The sequence below is a fragment of the Vibrio paucivorans genome (assembly GCF_054053395.1).
The window spans coordinates 70,482-88,414 of record NZ_CM133231.1; the positions used below are offsets into that span (position 1 = coordinate 70,482).

Annotated in this window: 20 protein-coding genes; 12 read left to right on the forward strand and 8 right to left on the reverse strand. The window is 44.2% G+C overall.

Annotated elements, in window-relative coordinates; all coding sequences use genetic code 11:
* The first annotated feature begins 60 nt into the window (after positions 1-60).
* The 5 genes from ACXABW_RS15520 to ACXABW_RS15540 all read left to right on the forward strand — a co-directional run bounded on the left by ACXABW_RS15520 (position 61) and on the right by ACXABW_RS15540 (position 3,934).
* Positions 61-504, forward strand: a complete 444-nt coding sequence (locus ACXABW_RS15520) for an SRPBCC family protein (RefSeq protein ID WP_252033673.1) — start codon at positions 61-63, stop codon at positions 502-504.
* Between the two features lie 47 nt (positions 505-551).
* Positions 552-1,295 carry a PHP domain-containing protein gene (locus ACXABW_RS15525; RefSeq protein WP_457525998.1) on the forward strand — a complete coding sequence of 248 codons (744 nt, stop codon included), beginning with the start codon at positions 552-554 and terminating at the stop codon, positions 1,293-1,295.
* Between the two features lie 173 nt (positions 1,296-1,468).
* The gene (locus ACXABW_RS15530; protein WP_457526000.1) at positions 1,469-1,867 is read left to right on the forward strand and encodes a cytochrome b562; all 399 of its coding nucleotides are present in this window, start codon (positions 1,469-1,471) and stop codon (positions 1,865-1,867) included.
* Positions 1,868-2,047: 180 nt separating this feature from the next.
* Entirely contained in the window at positions 2,048-2,404 is a 357-nt protein-coding gene (locus ACXABW_RS15535; RefSeq protein ID WP_252033679.1) for a hypothetical protein, read from the forward strand.
* Between the two features lie 102 nt (positions 2,405-2,506).
* A complete protein-coding gene (locus tag ACXABW_RS15540; protein WP_457526003.1) occupies positions 2,507-3,934 on the forward strand; it encodes a PepSY-associated TM helix domain-containing protein in 1,428 nt (475 codons plus the stop codon).
* Positions 3,935-3,976: 42 nt separating this feature from the next.
* Here the strand turns inward: ACXABW_RS15540 and gloA2 are convergent, their stop codons facing one another.
* The gene (gene gloA2, locus ACXABW_RS15545; RefSeq protein WP_252034186.1) at positions 3,977-4,360 is read right to left on the reverse strand and encodes an SMU1112c/YaeR family gloxylase I-like metalloprotein; all 384 of its coding nucleotides are present in this window, start codon (positions 4,358-4,360) and stop codon (positions 3,977-3,979) included.
* A gap of 28 nt (positions 4,361-4,388) precedes the next feature.
* Positions 4,389-5,324 (reverse strand): LysR substrate-binding domain-containing protein, encoded by a 936-nt coding sequence (locus ACXABW_RS15550; protein ID WP_457526005.1) that lies wholly within the window; start codon positions 5,322-5,324, stop codon positions 4,389-4,391.
* Between the two features lie 199 nt (positions 5,325-5,523).
* Here ACXABW_RS15550 and ACXABW_RS15555 point away from each other — a divergent pair, with 199 nt between their 5' ends.
* Positions 5,524-6,342, forward strand: a complete 819-nt coding sequence (locus tag ACXABW_RS15555) for a helix-turn-helix transcriptional regulator (RefSeq protein WP_457526007.1) — start codon at positions 5,524-5,526, stop codon at positions 6,340-6,342.
* On the opposite strand, the gene ACXABW_RS15560 is transcribed toward ACXABW_RS15555, so the two are convergent.
* Together ACXABW_RS15560 and ACXABW_RS15565 are read right to left on the reverse strand one after the other, a co-directional pair.
* Positions 6,323-7,936, reverse strand: a complete 1,614-nt coding sequence (locus ACXABW_RS15560) for a response regulator (RefSeq protein WP_457526009.1) — start codon at positions 7,934-7,936, stop codon at positions 6,323-6,325. The two genes, ACXABW_RS15555 and ACXABW_RS15560, sit on opposite strands and share 20 nt — an antisense overlap.
* Positions 7,937-7,947: 11 nt before the next feature.
* The gene (locus ACXABW_RS15565; RefSeq protein WP_457526011.1) at positions 7,948-8,685 is read right to left on the reverse strand and encodes an EAL domain-containing protein; all 738 of its coding nucleotides are present in this window, start codon (positions 8,683-8,685) and stop codon (positions 7,948-7,950) included.
* Between the two features lie 333 nt (positions 8,686-9,018).
* Between ACXABW_RS15565 and ACXABW_RS15570 the strand changes: the two genes are divergently transcribed.
* From ACXABW_RS15570 to ACXABW_RS15585, 4 genes are all read left to right on the forward strand, one after another.
* The gene (locus tag ACXABW_RS15570; protein WP_252033691.1) at positions 9,019-10,212 is read left to right on the forward strand and encodes a glycine C-acetyltransferase; all 1,194 of its coding nucleotides are present in this window, start codon (positions 9,019-9,021) and stop codon (positions 10,210-10,212) included.
* Positions 10,213-10,291: 79 nt separating this feature from the next.
* The gene (gene tdh, locus ACXABW_RS15575) at positions 10,292-11,323 is read left to right on the forward strand and encodes an L-threonine 3-dehydrogenase (RefSeq protein WP_252033692.1); all 1,032 of its coding nucleotides are present in this window, start codon (positions 10,292-10,294) and stop codon (positions 11,321-11,323) included.
* Between the two features lie 199 nt (positions 11,324-11,522).
* Complete coding sequence (locus tag ACXABW_RS15580) at positions 11,523-12,374, forward strand: ion transporter (protein WP_457526014.1); 852 nt, start codon at positions 11,523-11,525, stop codon at positions 12,372-12,374.
* A gap of 292 nt (positions 12,375-12,666) precedes the next feature.
* On the forward strand, positions 12,667-13,383 hold the full coding sequence (locus ACXABW_RS15585) for a carbonic anhydrase (protein ID WP_265687452.1): 717 nt from the start codon (positions 12,667-12,669) through the stop codon (positions 13,381-13,383).
* Between the two features lie 68 nt (positions 13,384-13,451).
* Here the strand turns inward: ACXABW_RS15585 and ACXABW_RS15590 are convergent, their stop codons facing one another.
* Together ACXABW_RS15590 and ACXABW_RS15595 are read right to left on the reverse strand one after the other, a co-directional pair.
* Positions 13,452-14,306, reverse strand: coding sequence for a hypothetical protein (locus tag ACXABW_RS15590; protein ID WP_252034189.1), 855 nt, complete (start codon positions 14,304-14,306; stop codon positions 13,452-13,454).
* Between the two features lie 217 nt (positions 14,307-14,523).
* Entirely contained in the window at positions 14,524-14,973 is a 450-nt protein-coding gene (locus tag ACXABW_RS15595; RefSeq protein ID WP_457526016.1) for an exoribonuclease R, read from the reverse strand.
* Between the two features lie 286 nt (positions 14,974-15,259).
* Between ACXABW_RS15595 and ACXABW_RS15600 the strand changes: the two genes are divergently transcribed.
* Positions 15,260-15,904, forward strand: a complete 645-nt coding sequence (locus tag ACXABW_RS15600) for a hypothetical protein (RefSeq protein ID WP_457526018.1) — start codon at positions 15,260-15,262, stop codon at positions 15,902-15,904.
* 39 nt (positions 15,905-15,943) lie between these two features.
* Here ACXABW_RS15600 and ACXABW_RS15605 read toward each other — a convergent pair whose 3' ends face one another.
* Both ACXABW_RS15605 and ACXABW_RS15610 read right to left on the reverse strand, forming a co-directional pair.
* Complete coding sequence (locus tag ACXABW_RS15605; RefSeq protein ID WP_457526019.1) at positions 15,944-16,411, reverse strand: hypothetical protein; 468 nt, start codon at positions 16,409-16,411, stop codon at positions 15,944-15,946.
* Complete coding sequence (locus ACXABW_RS15610) at positions 16,408-17,175, reverse strand: winged helix-turn-helix domain-containing protein (RefSeq protein ID WP_457526021.1); 768 nt, start codon at positions 17,173-17,175, stop codon at positions 16,408-16,410. Before ACXABW_RS15610 ends, ACXABW_RS15605 begins: the two co-directional genes overlap by 4 nt.
* Positions 17,176-17,456: 281 nt before the next feature.
* Between ACXABW_RS15610 and ACXABW_RS15615 the strand changes: the two genes are divergently transcribed.
* Positions 17,457-17,924 carry a DM13 domain-containing protein gene (locus ACXABW_RS15615; protein WP_457526023.1) on the forward strand — a complete coding sequence of 156 codons (468 nt, stop codon included), beginning with the start codon at positions 17,457-17,459 and terminating at the stop codon, positions 17,922-17,924.
* The last annotated feature ends 9 nt before the right edge of the window (positions 17,925-17,933 follow it).

A 17,933-nucleotide genomic window follows, 5' to 3' on the forward strand; every position in this document is an offset into this window, starting at 1 on the left:
GTGAAGTAACCTGTTCATTCCAAGGCATTCGGGCATAAACAACGCTTTTAGGGATGTGATATGCAATCGCTTAATTATCAAATAGAAATCGAAACGAACGCTGAAAATTTGTGGGCTATCTTGACTGAGCTTGAAAGCTATCAGAAGTGGGCCGCTGCCTTTTCACCTCAATCTCAATTCAAAGGTGAATGGCGAGAAGGGGCAGACATGACTTTCTTTGACCCTGCGTTAGGTGGGACTCGCGCTGTGATTGACACTGTTGAAGAAGGTAAACTGCTTTCCTATCATCACGTGGCGATTTTCACGCCCGATCATATCCAAGACATCAATAGTGACGTGGCAAGAAAGTGGATTGGTTCGAGTGAATCGTTTGAAATAGTCTCGCTTGAGTCGAGCGTATTGCTCAAAGTGAAAATCAACACACACCAAGAGTTTACCGCAATGTTCAACAACGGTTGGGAGCGAGCGTTACCCATGATTAAGCTACTTTGTGAGCAAGATTGAAGCTGCTAAACTAGGCGATAAATCGAATAGAGATAGTTAAGCCGTTCATGAAGTTACTTGTCGACACGCACACCCATACTTATGCCAGTGGGCACGCTTATAGCACCTTAATTGAAAATGCTAAATTGGCCAAAGAAAATGGTCTAGCAATGTTTTGTACCACGGACCACTCCGAAACCATGCCCGGCGCTCCACACTATTGGTTTTTCTCTAATCAACGTGTTCTCCCTCGTTTTCTTGAAGGTGTAGCTGTCATTCGTGGTGTAGAGTCAAACATCATGAACACCTCCGGTGACATCGACATTCCTCTTTCTGTCGACCGCAACCTAGACTGGGTTATCGCGAGTTTCCATGAACCTGTATTTAAACCTGCGGATAAAGCGGCGCATACTCAAGCGCTCATTAATGTTATACGTGGTGGTCGTGTTGATGCGCTGGGCCACCTTGGGAATCCCAATTTCGACTTTGATTTTGACGCAGTGATTCAATGTGCTTCTGAGCACAATGTGGCGATAGAGATCAATAACACTACATTGAAAGGTAATAGCCGAGTAGGCAGCGTTGAGCGCTGCTACGAGATTGCCGAGTTAGCGAAATTGCATGGTGCTTTTGTCACTACGGGGAGTGATGCGCATTTTTGCCATGATGTTGGCGACCTAGGCTTGGTGAGTGAATTACTGGATAAAGTTGGGATTTCCAGTGACAAGGTGATTACTCATTCTCCACGGCAGTTTCTCGATTTTCTTGAGCTGAGAGGCCGAGAGCCGATTGAGGAGTATCATACTCTTTAGGGCGCGTCGGAAAGTCAGAAGGAACAGAGTAAGCCATTATCGAAGTAAGCAATTGTTGGCATGTAGCCATTTCGCAAATTGAAACAATTTCTTACTCTCCCTTTATTGTTATGTTCGGTATAGTGACAAAAAAGTAAGATTCGTACTCAACGATAAAAAGTAATTATTCCAATATGAAAAACAATATACCTGCTATTGCTGGCCTAGTGGCGAGCCTAGCATTTGCTTCAAGTGTGTTTGCTCAGCCTTTCGACCTAACTCAAACCATGAAAAAAATGCGTTTCGAGTTTAAACAAGCTGCAGAAGCAGAGAGTATCGAGCAGATGCAGCAACCGATTGTTAATCTAGCAGAGCTAGTTGAGCAGTCTAAGCAAGCTGAATACCCTGTAGAAAAGCAAGAGTTATACATGGAAGGCTTTAAAAAACTCGCGATAGCTATCGACGGCGTTGAAGCGCAAATCGAAGCGGGTGATTTAGAGCAAGCGCAAGAGCTGTTGCGAGAAGTGGATGATCTTCGAATTGAATATCATGATAGACGTAACCCAAGTATCTGGAGCCGTTTGTTCGGTTAAATCACATTGGTGATGACTTCCTAAATGTTAGAAAGCAGCGCATAAGCGCTGCTTTTTTGTTTCTGACTCTGTAGTGAAAATGTAAATATCGATAATATTTTGTAGCGTTTTGAGAGGTTTAAAGCGGTAATATCTATCGGCTAAAGTTATAGTATCGGCTCAATTATTTCGGGTCGCCCAATGTTTAAGTCAGCCTCGTTTCATCGCTCAATGCTATTAGCAAGTGCCCTCAGCTGGGTGCTTGTGACCTTGATGCCGGTGATCAACGCGCACGGCAGTAGCGCTGGGGTATGGGCGACGTTATGTACCGTAAATGGCTTTGAGCTGGTTCAAATAGAAGAAGGCACCGCAGAAACCCATAATGGCAAGCCTTGTCCGTTTAGTCACTTCTCCAGCTTTCATCACGACAACCTTCCAACACCTCCTTTACTTTCATCGCAAAGTATTGCTCTTCTAGACCGTTACACTTTTTTGGCTCTAAGTGTCCGGTTTGAAAAGCATGTTCCTCGTGCACCTCCTCGTTTCCTAGCGACTTAAATAACCAAAATTAAAATAATCACTTAAGTAAAGTCATCACGCTCAGCACTTCCGCTTTTTATATTGGCGGTGGTGTTTTTTTGCGTGTAATAAGGAAAAATAATGTTGAATCAATCAACGCAAAAGGAAGCAGACTCTGCGAAAAACGCTGCTCAGTCAGCAAAAACACTCTATTTTCTCACTTGGCGCTGGCATTTCTATGCGGGTTTATTTGTCGTCCCGTTCATGCTGATGCTTTCTCTCACTGGCCTTGTCATGTTATTCGATGATGAAATCGAGTTTGCCCGATATGGCGATGTCATTGAAGTGACTCCTCAGATAGCCCAAGTGACCCCCTCGGCGCAGTTAGACGCGGTTCAAAGTGCGTACCCAGACGCTAGTGTTACTCAGTTCATCACCGCACCTAGTTCCACCACTGCGAATCGGTTTTCTGTCACTAAGAGTAACGGTGAAACAGTATTGGTGACCGTCGACCCATACACTGGCAGAGTGCTAGGTGAAATTGACCGCAGCGAAAGTTGGTATCAATTGGCTAACGACATTCACGGGACGTTGCTGGTGGGTGAAACCGGTGATTTTCTCATTGAGATGGCCGCAAGTTTGACCATTTTGTTATTGGTGTCTGGCATTTATATGTGGCTGCCAACCGACAGAGCAAGCGCTGCTGGGTTTCTTAAGGTTAGACTACAAAACGGCAGTCGCACGCTGCTTAGAGATCTGCATACTAACATAGGTGGTGTGCTCTCACTCGTGCTGTTGTTCTTTGTTCTGTCTGGATTGGCTTGGGCCGGCATCTGGGGTGCCAAATTCGTGCAGCCTTGGAACACGTTCCCGGCGCAAAAGTGGGATGATGTGCCATTATCTTCGCTGACACATAAAGACCTAAACCATGGCAGTGAAGAAGAAATGCCTTGGAATCTAGAGCAAACGCCAGTGCCTGAATCGCATGATCATTCCGCTATGATGGAAAGTGGCGAAGTGTTTATGGATAACATTGGCATTAATGCCGTCGTTGCCAAAGCAGAGACGATGGGCTTCACTCGCTATCGAATCAACTTCCCTCGTTCAGAAACCGGTGTATTTACTGTTTCTGCGAACACGATGAGTGGCGACATTAGTGATCCCACTCAGGATAGAACCTCGCATGTGGATCAGTATTCTGGCGAACTGCTGGCTGATGTGACGTGGCAAAATTACAGTTTGATAGCCAAAGCCATGGCGGCGGGTATTGCGCTTCACCAAGGTGACATCTCAGTCGTTAACAAGGCGGCGAATGCTCTGATATGTGTCTTATTCATTGTGATATCGGTAACGGGTGTCTTGATGTGGTGGATGAGACGACCAAGTGGGGTAGGAAAAGTGGGTGTTCCGCCACGCTTTGAGCGAGATTCGATTTGGAAAACGGGCGCGTTGACTTTGGTTGTTATTGCGATTGCATTTCCACTGGCAGGTATCAGTATCATTGTAGCAATGCTAATCGATTGGCTACTGATTAGGCGTGTAGCGAAGCTGCGTTTAGCGCTAAGCTAATGTAAAAGCCCCGCGCTCAATCGCGGGGCTTTTAGTGCTTAGTTAAGATTGGTAGATCTCGAGTGGTAAGCCATCTGGGTCGGCAAAAAAGGTGAATGTTTTACCAGTCAATTCATCAGTACGAATTGGCTCAACATCGATGCCTTTTCCTACCAAGTAATCCACTACGCGTTCGATATTATCGACATGGAAAGCTAGGTGCCTTAATCCTTGAGCTTCTGGATAGCTAGGGCGTTCAGGGGTATCTGGAAAACTAAATAACTCGATTTGCGAACCGTCAGGAAGCTCAAGGTCGAGTTTGTATGAGTCGCGCGCCTCGCGGTAGGTTTCCGCTAAAACTTTAAACCCTAACACCTCGCAATAAAATCGCTTTGAAACGAGATAATCCGAACAAATTATCGCAACATGATGAATACGTTTGAACATTGACTCTTCCTTCATATCACTCACTCCGTTAACTCCTAGGCTCAGCAGAGCCTGTCGTAGTGAGGTTCTCCATAACAAAATCGATGAACACTCTTAGCCTAGCAGGCATATATTTGGTTTGCGGGTATTGCATAGCAATAGCGCCGTGATAAGCACTTTTAATCGTCCAATCTTGCAGTATCGGAATGACCCTTTTCTTGCGTAGCGCATCGCTGATTACGAAGTCATGGAATATGCCGATGCCAAGCCCGTCTTTCACCCCACGTAGGCGCATTTGTGAATGGTTGACCGCGTAGCGCCCTGTAACGGAAACCGTATGGTAATCATCCCCTTTAAAAAACTCCCAGCGGTTATCGCGCTCGGTTTCTGCTAAGTACAGACAGTCATGCTGTTCTAAATCCGTAGGGTGTTGTGGTTCCCCACGCTGAGCGATGTATTCAGGGCTTGCACACAACACTAAGTTGGTTGAGGCGATTTCTTTCAATACCAAGTTTTCGTCAGGCTTGTCGGTGAGTTTAAATGCGATATCAATTCGGTCACGCAGTAAATCGATTTCACCGTCAGCAACACGAAGCTTGAGCTGAATGTCTGGGTACTTTTGCAAAAATGGCACGACAAAAGGTTGCAGTACCGAGTTAAGAAACGCCTCTGGTGCGGCTACGGTGAGAGAGCCCGTCGGAGCGGTATGGTCCGATGTTGAAAGTTCTACAGCTTGTTGGGCAGCATTGACCATTAAAATCGCCTGGTCGTAAATCTGACGGCCAGTAGGGGTGATAACCAGTTTACGTGTGGTTCTTTCGAAAAGCTTAACAGACAGTGAGCTCTCCAAACGGGTGATGAGCTTACTCAATGCTGAAGGTGTGACATCGAGCTTTTTTGCAGCTGCGGTAAAGCTTCCCTCATCGACGACGAGGATAAATGAAGCAAGATCAGGTAACAGAGAAATGAGTTTCGGGTTGAGCATAGTAACAGAAGACTCTGATGATTAGGGTGGAGCACTCAGTGAATAGCCGAAGTAAAGCGTATTCGAGAGGAGAGTTCAACTTGTAGCACCGAAACTGAGCCGTGTATAGGGTTGTGATACCAATTTTACAGCCGAGTGTTCTACACTAAGAAGACAAGGTAACTATGTGATCCATAAAGATAAGTGTGAGCGCAGCATAATGAACAAAGATAATTTCTCTCATCGGCTTAAAGAATTACGTGAGCAAAAGCAGCTTTCTCAAGAAGAGTTGGTCGAAGTGCTGTCTCAATCTCATCGTGCATTTTTAGGGGTCAATCAAGTGACGGTGAGTCAATGGGAGCGAGGGAAAACCATACCCAGTTTTGTGCGCCGTTTAGGGTTGGCGAGCTTTTTCAAAGTGGATTACGACTTTTCAGTTGATGAAATGGGGCGGGTGAAATCAGCCAGTAAATTGATGGATAAAGTCTTCAATCAAGACGCAGTGTACGATTATCAAATTTCTCATGTTGAACACGCGACTTATGCCGATGCTGATCCACAGCGATTAGCGCTGATGTGTGCTCTACACAAGAAGCTCTACGGACAGGATATCGGCCAAATCATAGAGAGAATGTCGTTTAGCCCGGCGTCGGTGGTGGTTCTGTCTTTTATGTGTGAGAGCGTGATTCTCGGCCATGTAATATACGATGGGGCGACCCATACGCTGCTCAGCGTGGGCGCTGTGAGCATAGTGATCCGCAGGCGTATTTTTGATTATTTAGCGCAGCATACCAATGATATGGAGTTCAACTTTCCAACAATTGACCCTGCGATGGCACAGTTCCTCTACGACCTCTATTTGGAACCAGTAGGCACTCAACATGGTTTGACGTGTTTCCGTTCAAGTATCAAAAAAGTGGTGGAGAATCCTTTCTCGCAAACCATTCAAACTCGCAATGACGTGTACTTTAAGTACATTCGCTATCACGATCTAAAAATGAAGAAAAAGAGCATCGAATTTATCTTAGGTGAAACCTAATTTGATCGTATTCCGCTTTTAACCTCATTAAATTGTTGTGCTGCCCAAGATCTTTGTACGAGTCTTTGAGGAAGCTAATGCTGGTCTCAATGTTGGATAGAAACCCCTTGGTTTTTTTCACTGGTTTGTTCGCGAGTGTGCGTGCAATCAGTGATACAAAACTTTCGTGATAGTGTTGGTTGAGTGGAGATTGAGCTGTCATTGATTCCAAAGCAGATAGATCTGAGTCTCGTTTCAAATCGAAGTGCAGCTCTTTATCAGCACTGTGCTGAACTAAGCTTTCAAACACTTTGTTTGTCACAATAGACAAGTAATCATTTTCCACGAACATAAGATGTTTGTTGTGCAACATTTTCACATTAGCGTTTAGCCCTAGGTGGTAACATGCTAAAGCGAGCAGAATAAGCACTAAGTTATCATTGCAATACAGTGCTCGAGCTTTAAAGGCTTCGATATGCTGACGGGTTTTGAACAGTGACTTCTTATCGTAGTTTTTCAGGATATACATAAACAGAAAGTACAAATTGTCCTGTTTATCTTGCTCTGAAACTAACTTGTCGAAAATATGCGGCTCTACATATTTAGGTTTGCCTACAAATACTTGCTCCAATGCACGCAAACATTGCAGAAACAACACTGCACGCTTTTCAAGTAGTGGGTTGCTTCGGTTATGCCTGATATAGCGGGTGAGAGTGTCCGAAGCCGAGCTATAGTCGAGGTTGTACATGTGAAGAACCGCGGCTTTGATGATCTTTTCATGGTCTTCATTAGATTTCATGTACTCTTTTATTACCGACTGACACGTGTCTGTTTCAACGTTGTTTTCACGTAAGATCCAGCTCACTTTAGGGTGTGATTTGATTGACGGTTCGCTGTCGAGCAAATCGGTGACTAACGTATGTTTCCCCAACAAACTGTATAGCTCGACGAGTTGTACAAGGGGCCATTCGGCACTTGTTTGCAGTTCTGACTTGCAGCATTGAATTGCTTCTTCAAACCGCTTCAATTTCGTTAGTGCTAGGCACTTCAAGCGCAGAATCTCACTGGCATACTGAGGGCTTTCGAACAGTAGTTGTTCTGATTTTTCAATGACCTGATCGTATGCGCGGCCAAAATATGCGTTCTTAAGTGGCTTTAGCTTGATACTTTTCTGGACGATCTTCGTGAGCTTAGCCACGAACTGATTGTGATTAAATGGCTTAGCAATAAAGCCGTCTGGGATATTGGTATCGATTTCACGAGCAGTATCGAGATCAAGGGTGTTGTCTGTCACGATCAATGACGTCAGTTTTGTTCGGAACTGCTCTTTTTCCAAGTAGCGTAGAAAATCCCTCCCAAGCGGACGACTTTTGAATCGATACGAACAAATAATGACGTCGTACCCCTCGTCTTCGATTTTATCTTTGAGGTACCACGACGCCAGTTTGGTATCAGATGCATGTTGAATGTTTTTGTCATCGATTTTCAGCTTGGACAGGATTTTTCTGATGCTTTGTATGAACAGAGTGCTGTCGTCGACGATCAATACTTTCAGTTTGCCAAAGTTGTTGTATTGAGCTGAGTTGAGAAGTTGGCTGTCTTTTAAGATCTTCATTGTGCTGAGCCTTATGCCGCAACCAAAGTTTTAAGTTCTTGAAAGCAAACTGGCTTAGAGAAGTGGAAACCTTGGTACTGGTCGAAGCCTAAGTTACGCACGTAAATGCGAGTATCAGCGCTTTCTACCCCTTCAGCGACAGTGGCGATTCCCATCTCTTTGCAAAACATCAGAATGCTTTTCAGCAGTGCATAACCGTTCTGATGGTTTGTGTTGATAAGGTTTTTATCGAACTTCACTTCATCGACATTGAGGGCAAGTAGCTTGTTGATGTTTGAATAACCAGCGCCAAAATCGTCAATAGAGATCTTGATCCCCAGTGCCTTGTACTTATCTATCAATGCTTGCGAGCATTCAGTGACGTCGTCTGACTCGCTTAGTTCGAATGTCAACATATGTGCCGGATAGGAGTGATCCCAAAGCAGAGCTCGAACGGATTCATAGGTTTTTTCGTTATCTAGTACGTTATAACTTACATTGATCGCAACAGGGCATGGGTAAGACAGCGAGGTAACTTCGGTCAATGCTGTGCTTAGCACGATTTGGAAAATGTCTTGTTCGAAACCCAATTCGAATGCGCGTTCGATAAATGAGGCAGGGGAAACAATGCCGTGGCTTGGTGTCTTAAGGCGAAACAGGACTTCAACACCCTTCACAGTATCAAAGCTTGGCTCGACTAGAGGTTGGTAAAAGCAGGTATGCCAACCCTTGGCAAAAGCGTCCTTGATTAACTGATCAGAGATATTCATGAGTACGACCTTAAGTGGTGAAAAAGGACGCATATTCTCTTCAGTCTGCAGCTGGAGGACTATATTGAATTGAGCAAAGATTTTTCTGTTTGATATATCAGCATAAAAATTCGGAATTGTTAACCAAGTCACTAAATAAGATTATTTGTGCCTGTGGTTCACTAATGTTTTTCCGGTTGACGCTCTAATGCATTACAGCGGGTTGGATTACACTTTACCGCAACAGAATTGCTTTGCGATTTAGCGGAGCACCCTACAAGCCCATTCGAGCAACCATACTTTGGTTTAAGTCGATTGGGCGATACAAAGATAATAACTAGGAAGGAATTTGAAATGTCATCTGCATTTTACCAACAGATCAAAACTCAAATTGAAGAAGTAAAGGAAGAAGGCCTTTACAAGTCAGAGCGTGTTATTACTTCACAGCAGCAAGCTGCGGTAAAGATTTCAACAGGTGAGGAAGTTCTGAACTTCTGTGCAAATAACTACCTAGGCCTAGCAAACCACCCAGCGCTTATCGAAGCGGGTAAAGCAGGTATGGATGACCACGGTTTCGGTATGGCGTCAGTGCGCTTCATCTGTGGTACTCAAGACATCCACAAAGAGCTTGAGCAAAAGCTATCTAAATTCTTGGGTAAAGAAGATACGATTCTTTACACTTCTTGTTTCGATGCGAACGCTGGCCTATTCGAAACGATTCTTGGCAAAGAAGACGCGATCATCTCTGATGCACTAAACCACGCATCAATCATCGATGGCGTTCGTCTATGTAAAGCGATGCGCTTCCGTTACTCAAACAACAATATGGAAGAGCTAGAGCAACAGTTGATCGCTGCGAAAGAAGCGGGTGCTCGCCACATTCTTATTGTTACTGACGGCGTATTCTCAATGGACGGTGTGGTTGCAAACCTGCCAGCTATCTGCGACCTAGCAGACAAGTACGGCGCGTTAACTATGGTCGACGATTCTCACGCGGTTGGCTTCATGGGTAAAACAGGTGCAGGTACACACGAATATCACGATGTTGTAGACCGTATCGATATCATCACAGGTACGCTAGGTAAAGCGATGGGTGGTGCTTCAGGTGGTTACACGTCTGGTAAAGCAGAAGTGATCGACTGGCTACGTCAACGCTCGCGTCCATACCTATTCTCTAACTCAGTTGCTCCTGCAATTGTATCGGCTTCAATCCGAGTTCTAGACTTACTAGAAGAGTCGGGTGACCTACGCGACCGTCTATGGGAAAACGCAGCTCACTTCCGTGCACGTATGGAAGGCGCAGGCTTCACTATGGGTGGCGCAGACCACGCGATCATTCCAATCATGTTGGGTGACGCAAAAGTGGCAGCAGAGTTTGCTGAACGTGCACTAGAGAAAGGCATCTATGTAATTGGCTTCTCATTCCCTGTAGTACCAAAAGGCCAAGCTCGTATCCGTACTCAAATGTCAGCAGCACACTCTCGTGAGCAGCTAGACCGTGCAATCGACGCGTTCATCGCTGTTGGTAAAGATATGGGCATTATCTAATTCGCTCAAACGTCGAATTTAGATAACCAAAATTTTTGATTCTCGCCCGAACGGTGGGCGAGATGAATTGGGTAACATTATGAAAATTAAAGCTCTTTCTAAGCTGAAGCCTGAAGAAGGCATTTGGATGACTGAAGTGGACAAGCCAGAGCTTGGCCACAACGACATTCTGATCAAAATTAAGAAAACGGCAATCTGTGGTACTGATGTCCACATCTACAACTGGGACGAATGGTCTCAAAACACGATTCCAGTACCTATGGTCGTTGGCCATGAGTACGTGGGTGAAGTGGTAGGAATCGGCCAAGAAGTTCGTGGCTTCGAAATTGGCGATCGTGTATCAGGTGAAGGCCACATCACTTGTGGTCACTGTCGTAACTGTCGTGGCGGCCGTACTCACTTGTGTCGCAACACAACGGGTGTGGGTGTAAACCGCACTGGTGCATTCTCTGAGTACTTAGTGATCCCTGCATTTAATGCATTTAAGATCCCTGAAGGCATTTCAGATGACCTAGCGTCTATCTTCGACCCGTTTGGCAATGCTGTGCATACGGCACTGTCGTTCGACCTAGTTGGTGAAGACGTGCTGATTACTGGCGCAGGCCCTATTGGTATCATGGCGGCAGCTGTGGCGAAACACGTTGGCGCTCGTCACGTTGTAATCACAGATGTGAATGAATACCGCTTAGATCTAGCGCGTAAGATGGGCGTAACTCGCGCAGTCAACGTAGCAGAAGAAAAGCTGGAAGACGTGATGGAAGAGCTAGGCATGACAGAAGGCTTCGATGTTGGCCTTGAAATGTCAGGCGTTCAAGCGGCATTCAGCACTATGTTGAAGACAATGAACCACGGTGGTCGTATTGCTCTGCTAGGTATTCCACCATCAGACATGGGTATCGACTGGAACCAAGTTATCTTCAAAGGCTTGGTTATCAAAGGTATCTACGGTCGTGAAATGTTCGAAACTTGGTACAAGATGGCTTCATTGATTCAATCTGGCCTAGATCTGACACCAATCATCACGCACCACTACAAGATCGATGACTTCCAACAAGGCTTCGATGTGATGCGTAGCGGCATGTCTGGTAAAGTGATTCTTGACTGGGAATAAGGCTTAACTGTCTGATTCCAAAAGTATTAAAAGCCGAGCTTGTGAAAGTTCGGCTTTTTTATTGTCTTCATCAATATTTTTTAACACTATTTTCGCATCGACGAACATCACGTTTTGCTATAGTCTCACCTCAAAAATATAGGCGTATCAACGCCACAAAGTCAGCTCAATATAAACTCATTAGGAATCACGACAACCCATGACTGAAATGGAAAAATCCGTCGATAGTCAGCTTATGACACCCGGGCACAGAACGCTGCAAGAGCGCTTCTATCGTTTAAGAAATAACAAGATCTTTGAGTGGTTTGTTATTTCTATTATTGTATTTTCGGCATTGATGATAGGCGCCAACACCTATGATATGCCGCCCAGTTTGGTCAGTTTACTCAAGGTTTTAGACTTCGGTATCACGCTCATCTTCTTAGTTGAGATTACGATCCGATTTATCGGCGAGCCAAACAAAAAACGCTTCTTTAATAACTTCTGGAACATATTCGACACACTTATCGTGGTAGTAAGTTTAATTCCGATCCAAGACAGCGAGATGGCGGTACTGGGACGCTTAGTGCGTATCTTCCGCGTGTTAAGAATGGTGTCTATTATCCCAGAACTTAGACTGTTGATTAACTCGCTGGTTAAAGCATTGCCGCAGTTAAGTTACGTAATGCTGCTGATGTTTATCATCTTCTACATCTACGCGGCAGTGGGTTCTACGTTTTTTGCTTCGATCAACCCTGTGCTATGGGGTGATATTTCAATAAGTATGCTCACCCTGTTTAGGGTAATGACCTTTGAGAGTTGGACAAGTGTCATGTACGAAACGATGGCGCATTATCCGCTGTCGTGGATTTACTTCTTGTCGTTCATCTTCTTTACTGCATTTGCGTTCTTGAACATGGTTATTGGTATTGTGGTTAATGTACTAGAGCAAGAGCGTCAGAAAATTGCTCTTGAAGAAAGTGAAGAGCTTAATGAACCGACGATGGCAGAATTGAAGCAAGAGCTTGACGAGATCAAGCAGTTACTTAAGCAGCAAAACCAACAAGGATAGGATAGTTGCCAGCAAGTAATAATTAGAACGTTAAAGCCCGCTGATTGCGGGCTTTTTTGTGCCCAATTCTCTCATCTATTTTGCGTGTTTATGGGGGTAACACAGTGTTGTGGAGTTTTGCTTCCTATTTCATTGAGTTACCAAAGGTATTTGATAATTAAGACAATTACATAATTACTAGGGACTGATTCCAATGATGAACAGCAAACAAAGTTTGCATGTTGCTCACCTCGATGAGGTTGTGATTAAACTGAGATCACTAATTAAAACCAAAACCCAAAATGGAGAAATGATGAAGAAGTTACTGTTGGCATTATCGGTTTCTGTAATGGCTGCTGGAGCAGCAAATGCGGCAGAGTGGGGCTACGAAGGTGATCATGGCCCAGAGCATTGGGGAAAGGTAGCCAAAGAGTGTGAGACGGGAAAAAACCAAAGCCCAATAGACATCAATAATATCGTTGAAGCAGACCTTAAAGACATCAAACCAAATTACCAAGGTAATGTAGTTAGCCTTGCGAACAACGGCCATACATTGCAGGCCGCTCTAGATGGTGAAAATACATTGATGATCAGTGGTGTGGAATTTGAATTAAAGCAGTTCCACTTTCATACCCCATCAGAGAACTTGATCAGAGGAAAGCAGTACCCGCTTGAGGCACACTTCGTTCATGCCGATGAGAACGGCAACTTAGCTGTGATTGCCGTGATGTTCAAGCCTGGCTCGGAAAACCAAGCGTTGAAAAAGCTCAGCCAGTCACTACCAAGCAGTGGTAATTCAGTGGACTTAAGTCAATCGTTCAAAGTGGCTGATCTGCTGCCTAAAGAAGGTGATTACTACCGCTTTAATGGTTCGTTGACGACACCTCCTTGTAGCGAAGGTGTTCGTTGGTACGTAATGAAAGATCCAGTAGAAATGTCACAGGCTCAAGGTGAGTTACTAAAAGAAAATATGGGTGAAAACAACCGTCCAATTCAAGCGCACAATGCACGCGTGATTTTGGAAAACTAGTCCCTCTAGTTCTCCGATAACTATAAAAGTCGCCCTAGCTCAGTAGGGCGGCTTTTTTAGTTGTTCGGTTAGATATTGTGGAATGTAATTTCTAAGCGCAGCGTGAACTTTGCCTCTTCGTAACGCTCAATGTCTTCTTCTTTGTTCCAGTTATATTCTGGCTTTAGCTCGTAGAATAGCCAGTCTCGCCAGATGTTCTGCCGATAAGTGACCGATAGGTGGGTATTGGTGATGTAATGATAAGGACGGTTGGTTCCTGAAGTGCTTGCCTGATAGCTCATTGCTTGGGTGTCGGACAAGTGTTGGTAGAGCGTGACTCCTGAGCCCAGCTCCCAACCTTTAATATCGTCTTCGTAGGTACCGAAACTCGTCCAACGCAATAAATACTCAGGGCTAAAAGAGTGGTCAATATCTAGCTGTGTGGATTCACCTGTTACGCGCTTTCTTTGATAAACCTTCTGGGTGAAGCGGGCGAGGGTATCAATGGTAAATGGGTATGTATATTGATAGCGAGCTTCAATGCTCGGCCTTGCAGTTACTCTGAAGTTGAAACTGCTTCTGCCTTTACTTAGCCAGTCGTATCGCAAACCTAACGTACTTTCTGCGTCTTCCGACGATTGTGGGAATAGATCAAATACATCGCTTTCTTCATCCGATTCGAACACAACCTTGAGCCTGCGAGTTACTTTCGGTAAATGGAATCGTGCTTTAAGTTTGGTTTTGAATTTATACCCTTCGTTTTCAACCCAAGAGAAATCGTTGTACCAGCGTACGAGGGTGCCAGCCCTGGCATCTTCATCGGCTCGTTCATCTATAAAGAAGTTATCAAACCAAACAGCAGGTTGACAGAAACGGGTATTGAGGCGAGCGTAGGCGCTATCTAAAAATCCTGCGTCGTCGTCCACAGTGTTACATTCGTCGATGGTTTCAGTATCAGATTCGCTAGCGACGGAAGATACTGGGAATAGTAAGCCAGCGAAAACGAGAAATAAGATGGGATTTGGATACAGCAACAACACAACCCTGTGAACAAAAAAACACTCCAATCAATAGTATATGTTTATTCTATCAATTGGAGTGCTTTTATTTATTGGTTGTGCGAGCTGAGCGATGTGGCATCAACTGACGCTCGGTGACGACTTAGTTCTGGCTATCGCTTTTTTCCGCATAGTAGTGCAGTAACTCTGTTAGAGTTTTCACCCACCCAAACGCATCTGAAGGCATGGTTTTAATGATGGTTTCTACTTTGTCACAGTGTACTTCTAGCGGAATCGCTTTTTCTAAATGAAATGAAACCGCGTAGAAGTGCCATAGTAGCAGTCGCGTCATGCGATCGATGTTCTGTTTAGCATTATCTGATTCACTAAACGCCAAATTAAGCTCACTGAGAGCGATAGCGTTCATTCTGAGCATTGCGTCGAACTTGGCTGACTGAAGGCGTTCTTCATTTTCTGTTTCTTCTTGTTCAAAGGTAAACAGCTCGGTCATTGCTTCTTCCGGTACCAATCGATGGATCATTCGTAAACTGAATTCTTCCAATTCTTCTCTCGGCATTGATTGCAGGCTATTTAAAGTGTAGTCGCGTTGCATTGTTGTCTCACTGGCCTTTTATTTGGGGGCGTATTGTATCGCCTAGGGCTGAAATTGCTACCCAAACTGATGCCATAGTGCCCTTTTTTGTAGTGATGATTCATATATAAGATATTGTTTAATAGTGTTTTTTATATCGTTTTAGATTTATTCCACGCAATTCTTTACTGCTCAATACAGTTTACTAGGGATTTAGCTTAGCCGTTCTTAATATTCACTGCATTGATGAGAGGCAGCTTGGCCAATCATTAGAGGACTTAAGGTTATCAACACATAGGAACATGCAATGAGATTAAAATATGCAGTATTGAGCTTGGCAGTGGTTATGGGGTTTACTTCGATGGCTCAGGCTGCGCCAACCGACTATTTTTGGGGAATTGATGCTGGGTACACTTTGTCTGACACCGGAAATTTTAAACAGTTGGGGAGTTCGGTCGAAGACGGTAACGCTATAGATGTTTATTCAAGTGAATATTCAACAAGCGGAGGTTTAGCGTTAGGACTTTATGGCGGATTAATATTGCAAGACCAGCATAAGATAAGTTTTGGTTACCGAGCTGACTCAAGCATCAAGGAAGTGGATCTTGGCGATGAAGATGAGGATAGTATGTTTTCTACCATACATGAGTTCTATGCGAAGTATGATTATCTAGTTCCAATCACTCACTCGCTAGATTGGACGGTTGGTGCCACGTTAGGGTATGAACAGAGCAAAGTCGGTATCTTAAACCCGAAAGGGATTATGTACGGCGTTCAAACAGGATTGGAGTATCGATTTACAAACTGGGTGCTCGGTACAGAAGTGGCGTATGTAAAGCACAATATGGAAGACAGCGTTGAGGCTAGGTTCGATGCTGAAAACTACGCTGATCTAAAAGTAGAATATGATGATGAAGTGCAGTTAATGACACATATCGAATATCGATTTTAGTCTCTTACTTGTACTACGCTGAGGCCATGGAGGGCCTTTCTATTTTAAACGCGTATAAAGATAAACGTGCCTTTGCTTTCCTCTGCTCACTATCACTATGTGTTTATCTAAATAAAGTAACTCTAGAATATCGTTCTCTTCAATAATGCTGCGTTGCAACATGTCCTTGTATTCTTCTGAAGCCTCTAAATTGTTTATGGCTGCCTTCTGCTCTGGAGTAATTTGTGCAGAATAACGATACGTTCCATGTTTGAAACGTAGAAACTTACCCTTCGAGTGGAAAACAGATACTGAATCAATACCTTCCTCTTTTAGGTATACATCCGTCGTGAACTTATCTTCCGTAATGCTCGCATTGATGACTTCGTATAGTTTGTTGCCGTCCTTCCTTAAATCACTGAAGTGCGCGCGATATTCGCCCCCAACTGATATGTGGCTCCGGTAATAGCTTTCGCTAAATAAGTATAGGCCGGCAGAGAGGGTCAGTAATATCAGGAGGGCTCTCATGGGTGTATCTCTTTTCTGATTACTTTCGCTGCCTGCTCGATATCTTCAAGTGGTAAAGCATAGGTCTTACCAAATTTTTTGTCGGGCTGATAGACACTTAGGATGAGGGCCGTATCGTTCTTTTCTATGTAATAAGTACAGTCACAGCCTATGCTTTGAATCAGGTGTCGTTGAGCTTTGGTCAAAACGTGTCCCCTCGGCGCAATGATCTTGAATTCACGACTTGCGATTTGTGTGCTGTGAATGATGTTATTTGGATTGAGGTAATAGGCTGAATTATCAAACCGAGCTTGATAAAAGTTTTGCACCGAGAGCCCGATAAGAACCAAAGAACAACTGATTAACGCTGGGAAGAACAGCCACTGTTTATTATTACGAATTTTGGTAATAAGAGATGAGCTAGTGAGAACGGGTTCGGGTTGAGTCTCCCGTATGGAATCTAGTTTCTGCTTGACGACTAATTGAGATGGACTATCTAGCTTGAGGCGGTAACCTATGCGAGGGATCGATACGATGACATCATCAGAAAGCTGAAAAGGGGCTAACGCTTCTCTAAGTTTGGCGATTGATTTGGCGAGTGATGAGTCGGTGACTTCTGTATGTTCCCAAGCGTATTGCTTAAGCGTTTCTTTTTTAACGACATCACTTTGGTGTTGTACGAGATAATCCAACACTCTTGAATCTGTATAGGAAAGGTGCGTGGTTAATTCACCCTGACGCAGTTCACCGGTCTGAACAATAAAAATAGTTTCCCTGCTACCCACGCTGATTCCTTTTATCAATAACGCCCAAAGTAGAACACTTCACCCGATTTATGTAAAGCCAGTATACGAATGAAAAGTATATATGCAGAGGCATTCGCCGTGACATTTGGTTAGCTTGGTTGTTGAAGCCAAAATACCAATAAGTAGATATTAAACTTGTTTAATTGTGAGCTTCACTCGAAAATAAATAAAGTTATTGAAAATTAATATATATCATCCTGTTATCTTATTGGCTGTCGTGTACATTTATACGGTATCAATATTCAATAAGGATGTTTATTATGAAGTGGATTCTACTGACTTTTTCCCACTTTGCTGTCGGTGTACTGGGCTTTGCTCTCGGTATCTATGCGCTTCCTATCCTGATCCAACCGCCAGCTTCGCAGCTCAACGAAATTACTCTCCAACCAGACGAAGTGATACTCAGCGGCACTTTTGAACGAGAACGCGCTGACAGCGACTTTTTGCATTGGGGAGAAGGGACGGTTTCCATTACCGACAGTGAACTTATCTTTGTCGGTGAGTTAGCACCGGGCCCGGATTACAAAGCGTACCTTTCTCCTGTTTATGTTGAAACAGAGGCAGACTTCATGGCCAATAAAGATCAAATGTTAAACGTTGGCAACGTAACACGCTTCGATAGATTCTCCCTTTCTATATCTGATGTGTCAGATATTTCTGAATTTAATACCGTAATCATATGGTGTGAGACCTTTGGGGAGTATATTACTTCCGCCAAATTACAGTGACTGTTTTGG

Bases quoted from the DNA above. Each gene is read 5' to 3' on its own strand.
- ACXABW_RS15525 (WP_457525998.1), top strand. From the start codon at position 552: ATGAAGTTACTTGTCGACACGCACACCCATACTTATGCCAGTGGGCAC.
- ACXABW_RS15520 (WP_252033673.1), top strand. From the start codon at position 61: ATGCAATCGCTTAATTATCAAATAGAAATCGAAACGAACGCTGAAAAT.
- ACXABW_RS15605 (WP_457526019.1), bottom strand. From the start codon at position 16,411: ATGAGAGCCCTCCTGATATTACTGACCCTCTCTGCCGGCCTATACTTA.
- ACXABW_RS15540 (WP_457526003.1), top strand. From the start codon at position 2,507: ATGTTGAATCAATCAACGCAAAAGGAAGCAGACTCTGCGAAAAACGCT.
- ACXABW_RS15565 (WP_457526011.1), bottom strand. From the start codon at position 8,685: ATGAATATCTCTGATCAGTTAATCAAGGACGCTTTTGCCAAGGGTTGG.
- ACXABW_RS15535 (WP_252033679.1), top strand. From the start codon at position 2,048: ATGTTTAAGTCAGCCTCGTTTCATCGCTCAATGCTATTAGCAAGTGCC.
- ACXABW_RS15560 (WP_457526009.1), bottom strand. From the start codon at position 7,936: ATGAAGATCTTAAAAGACAGCCAACTTCTCAACTCAGCTCAATACAAC.
- ACXABW_RS15550 (WP_457526005.1), bottom strand. From the start codon at position 5,324: ATGCTCAACCCGAAACTCATTTCTCTGTTACCTGATCTTGCTTCATTT.
- ACXABW_RS15615 (WP_457526023.1), top strand. From the start codon at position 17,457: ATGAAGTGGATTCTACTGACTTTTTCCCACTTTGCTGTCGGTGTACTG.
- ACXABW_RS15595 (WP_457526016.1), bottom strand. From the start codon at position 14,973: ATGCAACGCGACTACACTTTAAATAGCCTGCAATCAATGCCGAGAGAA.
- tdh (WP_252033692.1), top strand. From the start codon at position 10,292: ATGAAAATTAAAGCTCTTTCTAAGCTGAAGCCTGAAGAAGGCATTTGG.
- gloA2 (WP_252034186.1), bottom strand. From the start codon at position 4,360: ATGTTCAAACGTATTCATCATGTTGCGATAATTTGTTCGGATTATCTC.
- ACXABW_RS15555 (WP_457526007.1), top strand. From the start codon at position 5,524: ATGAACAAAGATAATTTCTCTCATCGGCTTAAAGAATTACGTGAGCAA.
- ACXABW_RS15570 (WP_252033691.1), top strand. From the start codon at position 9,019: ATGTCATCTGCATTTTACCAACAGATCAAAACTCAAATTGAAGAAGTA.
- ACXABW_RS15580 (WP_457526014.1), top strand. From the start codon at position 11,523: ATGACTGAAATGGAAAAATCCGTCGATAGTCAGCTTATGACACCCGGG.
- ACXABW_RS15600 (WP_457526018.1), top strand. From the start codon at position 15,260: ATGAGATTAAAATATGCAGTATTGAGCTTGGCAGTGGTTATGGGGTTT.
- ACXABW_RS15530 (WP_457526000.1), top strand. From the start codon at position 1,469: ATGAAAAACAATATACCTGCTATTGCTGGCCTAGTGGCGAGCCTAGCA.
- ACXABW_RS15585 (WP_265687452.1), top strand. From the start codon at position 12,667: ATGAAGAAGTTACTGTTGGCATTATCGGTTTCTGTAATGGCTGCTGGA.